The sequence below is a fragment of the Ferruginibacter sp. genome, from assembly GCF_014377975.1.
Classification (GTDB): domain Bacteria; phylum Bacteroidota; class Bacteroidia; order Chitinophagales; family Chitinophagaceae; genus Ferruginibacter.
In genome coordinates, this window is record NZ_JACMOO010000102.1 from 1 (window position 1) to 13,777 (window position 13,777).

General features: G+C 39.8%; 11 protein-coding genes and 1 pseudogene. 6 read left to right on the forward strand and 6 right to left on the reverse strand.

What is annotated here, in order from left to right; translation table 11 throughout:
* From hemA to hemB, 6 genes are all read left to right on the forward strand, one after another.
* On the forward strand, positions 1–956 hold a 956-nt coding region (gene hemA / locus H7254_RS06030; protein ID WP_301932114.1), incomplete at its 5' end, for a glutamyl-tRNA reductase.
* A gap of 16 nt (positions 957–972) precedes the next feature.
* On the forward strand, positions 973–1,947 hold the full coding sequence (gene hemC / locus H7254_RS06035) for a hydroxymethylbilane synthase (protein ID WP_301932115.1): 975 nt from the start codon (positions 973–975) through the stop codon (positions 1,945–1,947).
* Positions 1,904–2,635 (forward strand): uroporphyrinogen-III synthase, encoded by a 732-nt coding sequence (locus H7254_RS06040; protein ID WP_301932116.1) that lies wholly within the window; start codon positions 1,904–1,906, stop codon positions 2,633–2,635. Before hemC ends, H7254_RS06040 begins: the two co-directional genes overlap by 44 nt.
* A 183-nt stretch (positions 2,636–2,818) precedes the next feature.
* The gene (gene hemE / locus H7254_RS06045; protein WP_301932117.1) at positions 2,819–3,850 is read left to right on the forward strand and encodes a uroporphyrinogen decarboxylase; all 1,032 of its coding nucleotides are present in this window, start codon (positions 2,819–2,821) and stop codon (positions 3,848–3,850) included.
* 257 nt (positions 3,851–4,107) lie between these two features.
* Positions 4,108–5,094, forward strand: a complete 987-nt coding sequence (gene hemF, locus H7254_RS06050) for an oxygen-dependent coproporphyrinogen oxidase (RefSeq protein ID WP_301932118.1) — start codon at positions 4,108–4,110, stop codon at positions 5,092–5,094.
* Positions 5,095–5,165: 71 nt separating this feature from the next.
* Positions 5,166–6,140 (forward strand): porphobilinogen synthase, encoded by a 975-nt coding sequence (gene hemB, locus H7254_RS06055; RefSeq protein WP_301932119.1) that lies wholly within the window; start codon positions 5,166–5,168, stop codon positions 6,138–6,140.
* A 196-nt stretch (positions 6,141–6,336) separates the two neighbouring features.
* Here the strand turns inward: hemB and H7254_RS06060 are convergent, their stop codons facing one another.
* The 6 genes and pseudogenes from H7254_RS06060 to H7254_RS06085 all read right to left on the reverse strand — a co-directional run bounded on the left by H7254_RS06060 (position 6,337) and on the right by H7254_RS06085 (position 13,773).
* Positions 6,337–6,792 carry a CAP domain-containing protein gene (locus H7254_RS06060; RefSeq protein ID WP_301932120.1) on the reverse strand — a complete coding sequence of 152 codons (456 nt, stop codon included), beginning with the start codon at positions 6,790–6,792 and terminating at the stop codon, positions 6,337–6,339.
* A 117-nt stretch (positions 6,793–6,909) separates the two neighbouring features.
* Positions 6,910–7,098 carry a hypothetical protein gene (locus H7254_RS06065; RefSeq protein ID WP_301923138.1) on the reverse strand — a complete coding sequence of 63 codons (189 nt, stop codon included), beginning with the start codon at positions 7,096–7,098 and terminating at the stop codon, positions 6,910–6,912.
* Between the two features lie 507 nt (positions 7,099–7,605).
* Positions 7,606–8,877, reverse strand: a complete 1,272-nt coding sequence (locus H7254_RS06070) for an efflux RND transporter periplasmic adaptor subunit (RefSeq protein ID WP_301932121.1) — start codon at positions 8,875–8,877, stop codon at positions 7,606–7,608.
* A 3-nt stretch (positions 8,878–8,880) separates the two neighbouring features.
* Entirely contained in the window at positions 8,881–10,128 is a 1,248-nt protein-coding gene (locus tag H7254_RS06075) for an efflux RND transporter periplasmic adaptor subunit (RefSeq protein WP_301932122.1), read from the reverse strand.
* Positions 10,125–11,381 carry a TolC family protein gene (locus H7254_RS06080; RefSeq protein WP_301932123.1) on the reverse strand — a complete coding sequence of 419 codons (1,257 nt, stop codon included), beginning with the start codon at positions 11,379–11,381 and terminating at the stop codon, positions 10,125–10,127. The genes H7254_RS06075 and H7254_RS06080 overlap by 4 nt, the downstream gene beginning before the upstream one ends.
* Positions 11,368–13,773, reverse strand: a pseudogene (locus H7254_RS06085) (efflux RND transporter permease subunit). The gene H7254_RS06080 and the pseudogene H7254_RS06085 overlap by 14 nt, the downstream one beginning before the upstream one ends.
* Positions 13,774–13,777: the final 4 nt, after the last annotated feature.

The window sequence follows — 13,777 nt, forward strand, 5'->3', positions numbered from 1 at the left end:
ATATTAAAAACGGCAGAAAAGCCATAGAACATCTTTTTGATGTGGCGGCAGGATTGGATTCGCAGATATTGGGTGATTATGAAATCATCGGCCAGATAAAAAAAGCCTTCAAATTTTCTAAAGAACAAGGTTTTGTTGGTCCTTATCTGGAAAGAATTGTTAACGGTGTTTTACAATCCTCCAAAATTATTAAAAATACAACCGGACTAAGTGGTGGCACGGTATCGGTTTCTTTTGCGGCTATTCAATATATCAAAGAAAACGTACCCCAACTGGACGATAAAAAAATATTGTTATTAGGCACCGGAAAAATAGGCCGTAATACCTGTAAAAACCTGGTAGATTATTTAGGCGCCAGGAATATTACCCTTATTAACCGTACAGAAAACAAAGCCGCTGAGCTTGCTGCAGAACTGGGTTTACAGTTTGCACCGATGGAAGCTTTAGCAAAGCAAATTGAAGAAGCGGCCATCATCCTGGTTGCTACCAACTCTGCTCAACCGGTTATTCTGGAATCGCATGTTATCAATGGTACCGATAAACTGATCATAGATTTGTCGATCCCTTACAATGTGGAAGCTGCTGCTCATCTGTTGCCAAATGTTACGCTGATAAATGTAGATGAGCTGTCTAAAATAAAAGATTTAACGCTGCAGAAAAGAGAAGCAGAAATTCCAAAAGCAAAGGCTATCATCGCCGAACATATCAATGAGTTTTTAAACTGGCACCAGATGCGTAAAAATGTGCCTGTTTTAAAAGCAATGAAAATAAAGTTGGAGCAAATGCATTCCTGCAATCTTTTTATCAACACATTGTATGCTGACATTACTTCCCCCAGGAATGTTGGTGCAGAAGAAAAAATTCAAAAGGTAATTAACGGTATGGCAGTAAAAATGCGTAACCAAAATCAGCGTGGCTGTCATTATATTGAAGCTATTAATGAGTACATTGCCTAAGTGTAAATAAATTTACGTGACTAAAACAATCAGGATAGGCACCAGGGAAAGTCCGCTTGCAGTATGGCAGGCAACATTGGTAAAACAACTGCTTGCTACCAATAACCAGCAGGCAGAACTGGTATTTATAAAAAGTGAAGGAGATATTGACTTACAGACTCCCTTATACGAAATTGGCGTGCAGGGTATTTTTACCCATAGTCTGGACCTGGCGCTGATTAATAATAAAATTGATATTGCCGTTCATTCCATGAAAGATGTGCCCACACAACTGGCCAAGGGCATTGTTCAATCGGCTGTTTTACCCAGGGCTTCTTACAAAGATATTTTTGTTTATAAGGAGGAATTATCATTGATAGAAAATGATCTGGGCTATCTAAACGGTCAATGGTCATCCGGAAATAATACACCCCTTACGCATCAACATTCATTTACCATTGCAACCAGCAGCATCCGCCGCATGGCGCAATGGCGCAATCGTTATCCGCATCATCAAATAGAAAATTTAAGGGGTAATGTAAATACGCGGTTGCGCAAAGTGCAGGAAAATAACTGGCAGGGCGCCATCTTCGCTGCAGCAGGTTTGGAAAGAATCAATCTGCGTCCTGAAAAATCTATCGAACTCGACTGGATGCTACCTGCCCCGGCGCAAGGTGCCATCATGGTGGTTTGCAGAGCCGGAGAGGATGATTGCCTGCAGGCCTGCGAATTGCTGAATGATGCAACCACCGCCAACTGCGTAAAAATAGAGAGAGATTTTTTAAGAACTTTATTGGGTGGATGCTCAACACCTATCAGCGCATTGGCAGAAATAAAGGAAGATAAAATTTATTTCAGGGGAAATATTTTATCGCCCGACGGAAAAGAAAAAGTAGCCATTGAAAAATTAATGGACTACAACCAATCCAGCAACGCAGGCCAGCAATTGGCAGAAGAAATATTATTAAATGGCGGAGAAAAAATTGCCATGGCTATTCGCAATGCAAAATAACATCAACATATTATGCACCCGGCCATTGAAGGAAGCTTTGGTGAAAGAAGCTTTGGTGCAGCACATCGTGATTGATGAAATATCTTTTATAGAAACAGAAGCTATTAAAAATATTGACGTACAACAGGAAATTGAACAAGCTGCTTTATTGACCACCTCCGTAGTTTTTACCAGTATGAATGCGGTTGAAGCAGTGGCCGATTATTTATATGGGCAACCGGTGCAGTGGAGTATTTATTGCATGGGCAATACGACCAAACAACTGGTAAAAAAATATTTTGGGCAACACCAGTTAGCAGGTATTGCTAACAGTGCGGCAGAACTGGCAACATTAATTGCAGCAGATACCAGCATTGAAGAAGTAACATTTTTTTGTGGCGATCAGCGCAGGGATGAATTGCCTGCAATTTTGCACAGCAATGGTATTGATATAAATGAAGTCAGTGTGTATCAAACCATCGCTGTTACCCATCTTATTGATAAAATATACCAGGGTATATTATTTTTTAGTCCCAGTGCGGTGGCGAGTTTTTTTACTAAAAATAAATTGCCTGCCTCTACTGTTATATTTGCCATCGGGGATACTACGGCAAACGAAATAAAAAAATATTCAACCAATAAAATTATTATCAGCAACCAACCGGGTAAAGAAAATTTGGTAAGGACGATGATGGAATATTTTAGGTGAGAAATTATTAATTGATAATTAATAATTAGAAAACAAGTGGTAAATAAAATATTTTTGAAGTAGCAGGAACAGGCTTCTTCTGCTTTAAAGAGAATGTGGGTGAGGAAAGAATAAACCGCAACAAATAAAACTTTCAAATAGCCCGGGGCATGGAGAACATGCAGGGTCTTATACACAAAACAAATGATACAAAACGATCTTCTTTTAAGAGCCCTTCGCGGAGAAGTGGTTGAACGGCCACCGGTATGGATGATGCGCCAGGCAGGCCGCTATTTACCGGATTATTTAAAACTAAAAGCAAAATATGATTTCTTTGCAAGGGTGCAAACCCCTGAACTGGCTACTGCCATTACGTTGCAGCCGGTTGATCAGGTAGGTGTAGACGCAGCAATTATCTTCAGCGATATTTTAGTGATACCGCAGGCAATGGGTTTGGAAGTACTAATGGAAGAAGGCAAAGGGCCATCATTACCAAAAATTATTCAATCACAACAGGATATTGATGCGCTTATAACAGAAGGTGCAGAGGAAAGTTTGAAGTATGTGTATGATGCGTTGGCACTTACAAAAAAAGAATTGAATGGCCGTGTACCATTGATTGGATTTGCCGGTGCACCCTGGACCATTTTATGTTACATGGTGGAAGGCAAAGGGAGTAAAACCTGGGACAAAGCAAAACAGTTTGCTTATACACAAACGGCGCTGGCGCACCAGCTTTTGCAAAAAATTACCAATATTACAATACAATATTTAAAGCTGCAGGCAAAGGCCGGTGCAGATACGGTGCAGGTATTTGATAGTTGGGCCGGATCGCTAAGCCCTGCGGATTTTAAACGATTTGCGCAACCTTACCTGTTACAAATTGCTGATGCATTAAAAGAAGAAGTACCTGTAATATTATTTCCGAAAGGAAGCTGGTATGCATTGAAAGAACTGAGTGAAAGCAGTGCCGCCGGACTTGGTATCGACTGGTGTGTTTCGCCACAAATGGCAAGGGAATTAACCGGTAACAAAATTACCTTACAGGGAAATTTTGACCCTTCTATGTTACTGGCACCTATACCCGATATCAAAAAAGCAGTAACAGAAATGATTGATGCATTTGGCACACAACGATACATCGCCAACCTGGGCCATGGCATTACACCCAATGTTCCGGTAGATCATGCAAGGGCTTTTGTAGATGCGGTAAAGGAATATCAAAAGCAGCCATGAAAGGGCGAACGTTTTTAACGGGGTAGTAAAGCCAGTCGCAGGGTACAGATGATACTGGTGCATCAATGCTAAAGGTAAACAAAGCCGGTGGTGTGGTAGTGAAAAATAGAATTATACAACCATCCAATAACCCTGATGAAGCTTCAGTGGCGACGCTCCGTTCAACATCAACTCAATGTGGAACTTTGGCTTTCAACTTTATAATACATTAGTTAATTGAGGCTATTAAAATTTTATCGACATCAACTCAAAATAGTATGAGTGTAGAAAATTCAGCAACTTCAAATAATACTTTCTTCAATGAAGGCGTTACCGGTAAATGGATACAATTCATTCACCAGTTGCAGGATGACATTTGCTATGCCCTGGAAGCATGTGATGGCCAGGCGAAATTTATTGAAGATGCCTGGGAAAGGCCCGAAGGCGGTGGCGGCAAAACAAGGGTACTCAGCAACGGGAATTTATTTGAAAAAGGCGGTGTTAATACTTCTATTGTATTTGGTGATGTAACGGATTTGATGAGAACCCAATTAAAAATCAACGGCGACAAATGGTTTGCCTGTGGATTAAGTTTGGTGATCCATCCACACAATCCCTTTGTACCAACGGTGCATTGCAACTATCGCATGTTTGAACTCTACAATGCATCCGGCGAAACAATTGACCGGTGGTTTGGTGGTGGTACAGATTTAACGCCCTGCTATTTGTTTGAGGAAGATGCAAAACATTTTCACCAAACCTATAAAAATGCCTGCGACCAATTTGACCTTTCCTTTTATCCCGACTTTAAAAAAGTATGTGATGATTATTTTGTAAACACTCATCGCAACAACGAGCGTCGCGGCATTGGCGGCATTTTTTACGATTATAAAAAACCATCCACAGAGAAGAACATTGAATGTTGGTTTGGCTTAGCAAAAGTGGCTGGATATGCTTTTATGGAAGCCTATATTCCTATTGTAGAAAAAAGAAAACATTTATCTTATACTGCTGAAAATAAGTACTGGCAGGAAATAAGAAGAGGAAGATATACGGAGTTTAATTTAGTGCATGACAGGGGTACCATTTTTGGATTAAAAACAAATGGCCGCACAGAAAGTATTTTAATGAGCCTTCCTCCTACCGTTCGGTTCGACTACAATTACCAGCCAATACCGGGCAGTGAAGAAGATAAATTATTACAAGCTTGTTTGCATCCCATTGATTGGATTAAATCATCCATTAATATGAGTGAAGATGACTGATTAAAAAAGCAGCTGCCTGTTAACAATTCTAAAAATAGTAATGCATTTAAAAATAGTAAATCACAAAGATTATGTACCTGCAAAGACGAAACAGAATTTTACGAACCAATCCTTCGATCAGAAGTTTAGTTTCAGAAACAACTTTAAAACCGGCTGATTTTATTGCACCATTGTTTGTGGATGAAGGTCAAAATACAGCATTTGAAATTCCTTCTATGCCCGGATATTACCGGTATTCAATTGATGGTACCGTTAAAGAAGTAAAGCAATTATGGAGCATGGGTATCAAAAGCGTTTTGTTGTTTGTAAAAGCAGCTGATGACACCAAAGATAATACTGGCAAAGAAGCGTGGAACCCAGACGGGCTGATGCAGCGTTCCATCAAAGCCATAAAAAATGCCCTGCCCGAAATGATTGTGATGACCGATGTAGCATTGGACCCCTACTCTGTGTACGGGCATGACGGCATTGTTGACAACGGAGAAATCGTAAATGACCCGACAGTAGAAGCACTGGTAAAAATGAGCCTGAGCCATGCAGCCGCGGGTGCCGATATTGTTGCCCCCAGCGATATGATGGATGGAAGAATTGGCGCTATCCGTGAAGCATTGGAACAAAACAATTATATTAAAACAGGCATCATGGCCTACAGTGCCAAATATGCTTCCTGCTTTTATGGTCCCTTCAGGGATGCCCTTGATTCAGCCCCTGGTTTTGGCGATAAAAAAACCTACCAGATGGATTATGGCAACCGCATAGAAGCCATCAAGGAAACCCTGATGGACATTGAAGAAGGTGCCGACATAGTAATGATAAAACCAGCGATGGCCTACCTCGATATTATCCGCGAAGTAAAAAATGCTGTGGACGTTCCTGTGAGTGCCTATCATGTAAGCGGCGAATACGCCATGATAAAAGCCGCCGCAAAAATGGGCTGGCTACATGAAGACAAAGCCGTGCTGGAATGTTTAACTTCCATTAAAAGAGCAGGCGCTGATTTGATTGCAACATATTTTGCAAAAGATGCGGCAAAATTATTGTCGTAATTACCTACACTAAAAAATTGAACTATCGAATTATTCTATTTACTTACCTCACAACTATTAGGATTATAATTGATCCTGACCGTTCATTTTTACCATTTACGTGGAGATTATTTTTATCCCGGTAAATATTGCTACAATAAAATTAGTGCAGGCAAAATGATAAGTATAGTAAACTTTGAAAAGTGGCATACAATATTTACCCGGCAAAAACTTCTGTATAAAAGAAACGACCCTGTTTATCTTTGGCGATACCGATGCCAATGTATTTATAATTACCCAACATGTTTCGGCGGTGGCCCGGCGAACTTTTCCACAAGCTTACAACCTGTTTACCCGAGGTTGCCCCGTAAGCAACATTTTCTGCAAAACTATGAAGCTGGCTGATAGCTGCACCTGCAATCATATTTCTTTTTGCAAAACCATCATGGCCAAATGCAACACGTCCGCTCGCCATATTGGCGCTATGTTGTTGCGCAATTGCATTAAGTTCATTCTTCAGCATTAGTTCAGTTAAACCTTTTGATTTTCTAAATAAGTTGGTTTGGCTTAACACATCCTGAATAAGGTTTGTATTTTTACCGGGACCAAAAGATGCAAGACTTACAAAAAGAATTGAACATAAAAAACTAACAAATAAGAAGGATTGTTTCATTGAATATTTTTTATACGCCGGCAGGTTTTGTACCAACAAAAGCGAATTTGTTATTAAAAAATTAATCAATCGTTTTTCCGAATTTAAAAAAAAGTCCTCGTAGTAGATAACAGCGCTCTATCTTTTACCGGTTTTGATACCGGTTATCACACCCGTCAGGATGCAAACCAAAACGGTTGCCCCCACCACAAACGGAATGACGGTTTGTTGATGCAGGTGTATTAACAACTTAGTTTCAAGCACCCCAAACAAAAGCCCTGCCAATACTCCAATTGTAAATCCGGCTATGCCATACAAAATTTTCATACGTTAAGTTACTGGAAAACAAATAAACAAAAATGCCTTGACTTAATAATGAATGTATTTTTTATAACTCAACTCAAGTTACATTTAACCAAGACGGAAAAATACCTTTCTGACGCTTCATTACCAGGGCATTTTTTTACTCCGGTATTGCAAAAGTTTTTACTGCCGGATTTTAAAAATCGTTATCTTTCTTACAAAGAACTTATGCTTTACAACCGCCGTTGATGGCACCATTTTAACGGCAAATGGTGCAGGGTGAGCATGGGTACCCTTGCTGAAATGAAAACGTTTTGTGAGGCATTGAAAGAAATCGTTTAAAAAATAGTAACAATCCGTATACACAAAAATCTGCCCTTTTTCTTTTTGTTACTACTCCTGTAAATTGATGAGCCGTAACTTTTTTGCACATTACCAACTTACACTCCTAAAAAGATAATATAGTTAAAACGTCTTTTCGGAGAATATAAAAATGTTATTACTTGTACACCCGAAGAACCACTGCATTGTTTACATTTTCATTCCCTCCATTGGGTTGGAACCTTTTGTAAAAATATATTCGCTTTGTAATAAATAGGCCCCTGTTATCACTACCACATCGCCGGCATTTAAACCTGACTTAATTTCTATGCGGTCATCGGTTTCCAAACCTGTTTCCACCATTTTATAAGTAAAAGATTTTTCGCCGGTTCTTACCCAAACCGTTGCTCCTTTTCCATCCCTCAAAACTGCGTTCACAGGCAATGTAAGCGAAGCGTGCTTCCGGCTTTTTAATAGTACGTAGGCAGGCATGCCGGGTTTTAATTGCTTGCCGGGGTTGGCAATGGCAATCCGTATTAAATTGATCCTTGTGTCAGGATTGATCTCGGGGTTTACAAACTCAATAGTACCTTTAATTTGTTTGCCATCCATATCTGGTAATTGCACTGTTGCCGTACCTTTCAAATCAATCGCATTTAGCTGGGATGTATACACCTGTGCTTCGGCCCATAACGTAGAAAGATCTGCCAGTTTTACAATGCTGCCACCATCCATCACGTAATCACCTTCCCGTAAATCCATCCCGGTAATATAGCCTTGTGCGGTACTGTAAAAAGTAGTGGTGGTTGTTGTCTTTTTATTTTTAACCAGTTCATTTACCTGTGCTTCACTCATGCCCCACAGCAGTAATTTATTTTTAGCACTTTGCAGCAACTCATCAAAGGCAATGGTGGTTTCATTTGCGAAAATACTTTTTCTGTCAACGGCCAATAAATATTCCTGCCGGGCGTTGTTTAATTCTTCGCTGTACAGATCATACAATGGCGCACCTTTTGGCACATAATCACCTATGTTTTTAAAGTACAATTTATCTATCCGGCCCTTTACCCTTGAACTAACGGAAGAAGCTTTCATCTGATCGAAATTCAGCGTACCTGTTAATATCAACTGATCACCAATACTTCCGGTACGAATGGTGTCTGTTGTAATATTACCCAGTTGTATTTGTTGTTCGCTCAGTAAAATTTCGTCTTTGTTTTTGCTATTGCTTTTTTTTACCGCGGTAAGTTCCATGTGGCAGATGGGACATTTTCCCGGCCTTTGTTCAATAACCTGAGGATCCATTGAACAGGTGTAGTATATATCAGATTCTTTTGCCAACGCCTGCTTATTTTTACAGGAGGTTGCTGACACGATAAATACTAAAACCATGGCTGCAAAAAGAACCAAATGTACAAGAGTGCGACGCCTGTGAAGCAACATCGCAGGACTATGGCCGGGTACAAAAATATTTTTTTTCATGCCTTAATTTTTTACTTTGATAAAGCTTTCACTGTCCATTAAATATTGTGCATTTACCACAACAGAATCGGCAGCAGATAAACCGCTGATGATTTGCAAAAGGTTGTTATGCAACATACCGGTATTTACCTTTTGTGCCTTAAAACCGCCTCCACTTTTTTTAAAAACAACCTTATCCATACCCAACGACAAAACAGCTTCTTTGGGTAGCCAGTATGCATCTTTTGTATTGCCAAAAATTGTGGCGCTTACCTGGCCGCCTATAGGAATTTTTAAACTGTTGTTGTTAAAGTAAACCCTTACCGTTAATGTTTTACTATCCTTGCGGTAAAACGGTTCAATAAAATGTATTACCCCGCTAAAACCCTTATCGGGCGTGGTTTCTGGTACTATATTTACCCTGTTTCCCAGTTTTACAAATTCCTGGTTATCACCATAAATATTTAGCAATACCCAGGCTTTTGCAGGATTATAAATTGTGAAAAAAGATTGCCCTTTTTGTACATACATCCCTTCCTTTAAAGCCAGTTCTTCTGTAAGAAGGGCGATGTCTTTCATACCAGTGGAAGTAGTATTCATTGGGCCACCTGCAGATGCTTCATGAATGTGCCCTGCATACTTACTGTATACGGCAACAGTGAAGGCCGGCTTGTTATTTTTAATTACCTGCTGCAATTGATGGTTGCTGATACCGAGCAATAATAGTTTATCTTTTGCTGCCTGGATAAGGCTTATATTGGAAGCATCATTTTTTAAAATAAATAATAAATTTTCCTGGGCAGTCAGTAATTCCGGACTGTAAATATCCATGATATGCTGCCCGATATTTATTTTTTGAAAGCGATAACGTACATAAAGTTTTTCAATTCTTCCGTCCACGCTGGATGAAACATTGCCAACTTCCTTTGTATCATACGCAATATTGCCGAGTGCTTCAATTTCAATGGCTTCTTCTTTTTTTTGAATAGTGATTACCGGTATTGAAGTCAATACAAATTCATTGGTAGGTTTTAATAAAGCGTCAAGAGTTACTTCGGCAACTTTAACTCCGGTTGTTACTTTCTTTATCAGTTTCATTCCGCAAATAGGACAATCTCCCGGATAGTCCCTTATTATTTGAGGATGCATGGAGCAGGTGTAAATCTCCTTGTCTGGCAAAGATTCCTGTACTGTAGACACAGGCTTTTTATTTTTGCAACCTGAAACGGCAAGCAGCAGGAATAGCATTATTATAATTTTTAATTGCTTCATTTTTTTTCAATTAACCTGTCTATTGATACCTGTAATTTTAGCACCTGGCCCAACAAGTCGAGCCATTCTATTTGTGTCATATTTAAAGATTCCCAGGAATCATAGAGCATGAACAATTCTTCAGTATTTTGTTCAAAACCCAGTTGCATGGTTTTATAATTATTACGCAATGCCGGAATAATATTGTCTTCAAATAATTTTAATTGTTTTTGTTTTAACGCCATTTCATTGCGCATGCTGTAGGCCATCCCGCTGTATTCGCTGGCCATCATTTCTTTTTGTGATTGCAGTGCATTGGCTTTCCATTTCAGACTTTCGATATTGGCCTTGTTCATTTTAGAACTCCATTTTGCAAGCGGCAGTTTTAACATGCCCATCAATGAATATTGCATTGGTGAACCACCAAAACCAAACATGTGTTCATAACGGATGCCGAATTGAGGATTAAGGCTTTGGCGTTCTGTTTCCTGTTTTAAATAAGTAAGACTGATATCTTTATCAATGGCTTTTAAATCGCTGCGGTTGTTATAAAAAAGTAAACTGTCAAATACCAATGTTGAATAATCATTTACCTGGTACACGGTATCAATATCAAAGTTGTCCATGGCATTTTTATTCATCAGTGTATTGATGCCAATGCGTTTTTCTTTGATGTCATTTTCTATCATCAGCTGCATATTTTGCAACTTGCCCAGTTCGGCTTTTGCTTTATAGTACGCCCCTATTTTGCCCAGGCCGTTCTTATAGCGGATCTCTGCATTCCTAATCATAAAATCCAGTATTTTTTGATTTTCCTGCAACACCAACAATTTCTTTTTTAGTATGATCCAGTCATAATAATATCCTTTTGCAGCATTTACAAGTTCATTTAAAGAGGCATTTTTCTTTTCCTTTTCTACAGATGACATGGCGTTCATATAAGCCGCATCTGCATTTTGCTTCTTTTTATCAGGCAGCATTTGCTGCCCGCCAATCATGTATTGCCCCATGCCAGTCTGTGCCATATTGCCTTTTTTCCAAAGTGCGGGATTGTAAGGTACCATCCACAAACCAGTAGTAAACTCGGGCGGCATCCAGCTTTTGGCACCCTTAGCCGCTTCATCCATAGAGCGAATTTCGTTGTCGTACATTTTCACAACAGGATGTAATACCACAATACTATCAATGATTGCATTGAGCTTTAACACCTGGCCGCTGGCACTGCCTGCAACAATCAGGCTGGAGAGAACGAGTAATAGTTTATTCTTTAACATCGATCAGTTCAATTTTACCTTTTCTTTTTAATTCCCTTTCTTTTATCATTTCAAAAATAACAGGGGTTATCAGTAATACATAAATAGTAGAAGTGATGGTACCACCAATCAGCGGTATGGTTATGGGGCGCATGATATCGCTGCCCACGCCGGTTGACCATAAAATGGGTATCAAACCAAACAACCCAACAGACACCGTCATTAATTTTGGCCGCAACCTTTTTGCTGCGCCCTCAATTACAAATTCGCGGATGATGGCGGGTGTAATGGTATCTTTTGAATTACCGTATTTTGCCACCATGTTCTGCATTGCTTCGTTCAGATAGATGGTCATCAACATAGCAGTTTCTATTGCCATACCGAACAAGGCTATAAAACCAACCGCTACTGCAACAGATAAATTAACTCCATAGAAATACACCATAAACACGCCACCAATTAATGCAAACGGAACGGTAATCATGGTTACCATGGCTTCTTTAATGGAGTGATATGTAAAATACAGTACGATAAAAATGATAAGAATTACCACCGGCATTATCAACATCAATGTTTTGTTGGCCCGCAACTGATTTTCAAACTGGCCGCTCCATTCCAGGTAATATCCCTTGGGTAATTTATTAACTAGCTGATTTAATTTAGCCTGTGCTTCTTCTACAGTGCTGCCTAAATCCCTTTGCCTGACGTTGAATAAAACAGTGCCCCGCAGCATGGCATTTTCTGAATTGATCATGGGCGGCCCATCCGTTAATTTTATATCTGCAACAGCTTCCAGAGGTACCGGGCCAAAGCTCATGGTTTGTACCTGCAGTCGTTTCAATGATTGCAGGTTATTGCGAAAATCCTGGCCATATCTGGCATTTACAGAAAAACGCTGACGACCTTCCACCGTGGTGGTCAGTTTCATCCCACCCAGTGCAATTTCAATTACGGCATTTACATCATCCACACTCAATCCGTACCTTCCTATCTCTTCTCTTTTGATGATGATATCAATGTATTTGCCACCGGTAATGGGTTCTACGTACAAATCTTTTACCCCATCAATCCCTTCCAGTTGTTTTTTAATGGTTTGTGCAAAGGCATTGATGGTGTCAAGGTTCTGGCCATATACCTTCAGCCCAACATCCGTACGAATGCCGGTTGACAGCATGTTGATGCGGTTAATAATAGGTTGCGTCCAGCCATTGGTTACACCGGGTATCTGCATTTTAGCATTTAACTGATTGATGATTTCATCTTTGGTAATACCTGTCCGCCACTCATTTTTTGGCTTTAATAAAATGATGGTTTCAATCATGCTGATAGGCGAATTATCAGTAGCAGTATTTGCCCTGCCCGCCTTACCCAGTACATGAGCTACTTCGGGAATGGTGGTAATTAGTTTATCCTGTACCTGCAATAATCTTTTTACTTCTGAGTTTGATACATCGGGCAAAGTAACCGGCATAAATAGTAAAGAACCTTCATCCAGCGGCGGCATAAATTCAGAACCTAAACGCGTCATCATAACTGCACCAATGGCCAGCGCAACCAGGTTGATACCGATGATGGTTTTGCGCCATTGCAAACACCATTTTAAAATAGGTGTATAAATTTTTTCCAATGTTCTTGTAATGGGGTTGGCACTTTCGGGTTTTAAATTTCCTTTTAGAAAAAAAGAAATCAATACCGGTGCCAGCGTAATTGCCAAAAAAGCATCTACCAGCAGGATAAAAGTTTTTGTAAATGCCAGGGGATGAAACAGCTTTCCTTCCATACCCGTAAGTAAAAATACCGGCAAAAAAGAAGTGACCACAATAATAGTTGAATAAAATACTCCCGGGCCAACCTGTTTCGATGCTTTCAAAACAATCGCCATTCGCTCTTCGGAAGTCAGTAAATTTTTATTTTGTTTAAACACCATTGGTTGACTATTTACTTTATATTATATCCACAACGGCATCGGGTTGCCACATTTATAATTTATAACTCATACCTTATAACTCTTCGCCGCCTGCGCTTCACTCAAATGCCGGTAACTGTTTTCCACCATTACAATGCCGTCATCTACCACTACACTAATGGCCAGCGCAATACCGGTTAACGACATGATGTTGGAGGAGATGCCGAATGCATCAAGCAGGATAAACCCAATCGCTACAGAGATGGGCAACTGTATTAAAATTACCACTGCACTGCGCCAGTGAAACAGAAAAATCAGCACAATAATCGATACTGCGATCATTTCTTCTATCAGGGTTCCTTTTACTGATGCAATGGCTTCAGCAATTAAAGTACTCCGGTCGTAAGAGGTTTTAAAAGTTACACCTTCGGGCAATCCTTTTTGCACTTCAGTCATTTTTGTTTTAACGGCTGCGATCACTTTATCCGCATTTTCATTGTAACGCATCACC

Coding starts and splice junctions, on each gene's coding strand:
- H7254_RS06040 (WP_301932116.1), top strand. CDS start 1,904: ATGGCGGAGAAAAAATTGCCATGGCTATTCGCAATGCAAAATAACATC.
- hemE (WP_301932117.1), top strand. CDS start 2,819: ATGATACAAAACGATCTTCTTTTAAGAGCCCTTCGCGGAGAAGTGGTT.
- hemF (WP_301932118.1), top strand. CDS start 4,108: ATGAGTGTAGAAAATTCAGCAACTTCAAATAATACTTTCTTCAATGAA.
- hemB (WP_301932119.1), top strand. CDS start 5,166: ATGTACCTGCAAAGACGAAACAGAATTTTACGAACCAATCCTTCGATC.
- H7254_RS06060 (WP_301932120.1), bottom strand. CDS start 6,792: ATGAAACAATCCTTCTTATTTGTTAGTTTTTTATGTTCAATTCTTTTT.
- H7254_RS06065 (WP_301923138.1), bottom strand. CDS start 7,098: ATGAAAATTTTGTATGGCATAGCCGGATTTACAATTGGAGTATTGGCA.
- H7254_RS06070 (WP_301932121.1), bottom strand. CDS start 8,877: ATGAAAAAAAATATTTTTGTACCCGGCCATAGTCCTGCGATGTTGCTT.
- H7254_RS06075 (WP_301932122.1), bottom strand. CDS start 10,128: ATGAAGCAATTAAAAATTATAATAATGCTATTCCTGCTGCTTGCCGTT.
- H7254_RS06080 (WP_301932123.1), bottom strand. CDS start 11,381: ATGTTAAAGAATAAACTATTACTCGTTCTCTCCAGCCTGATTGTTGCA.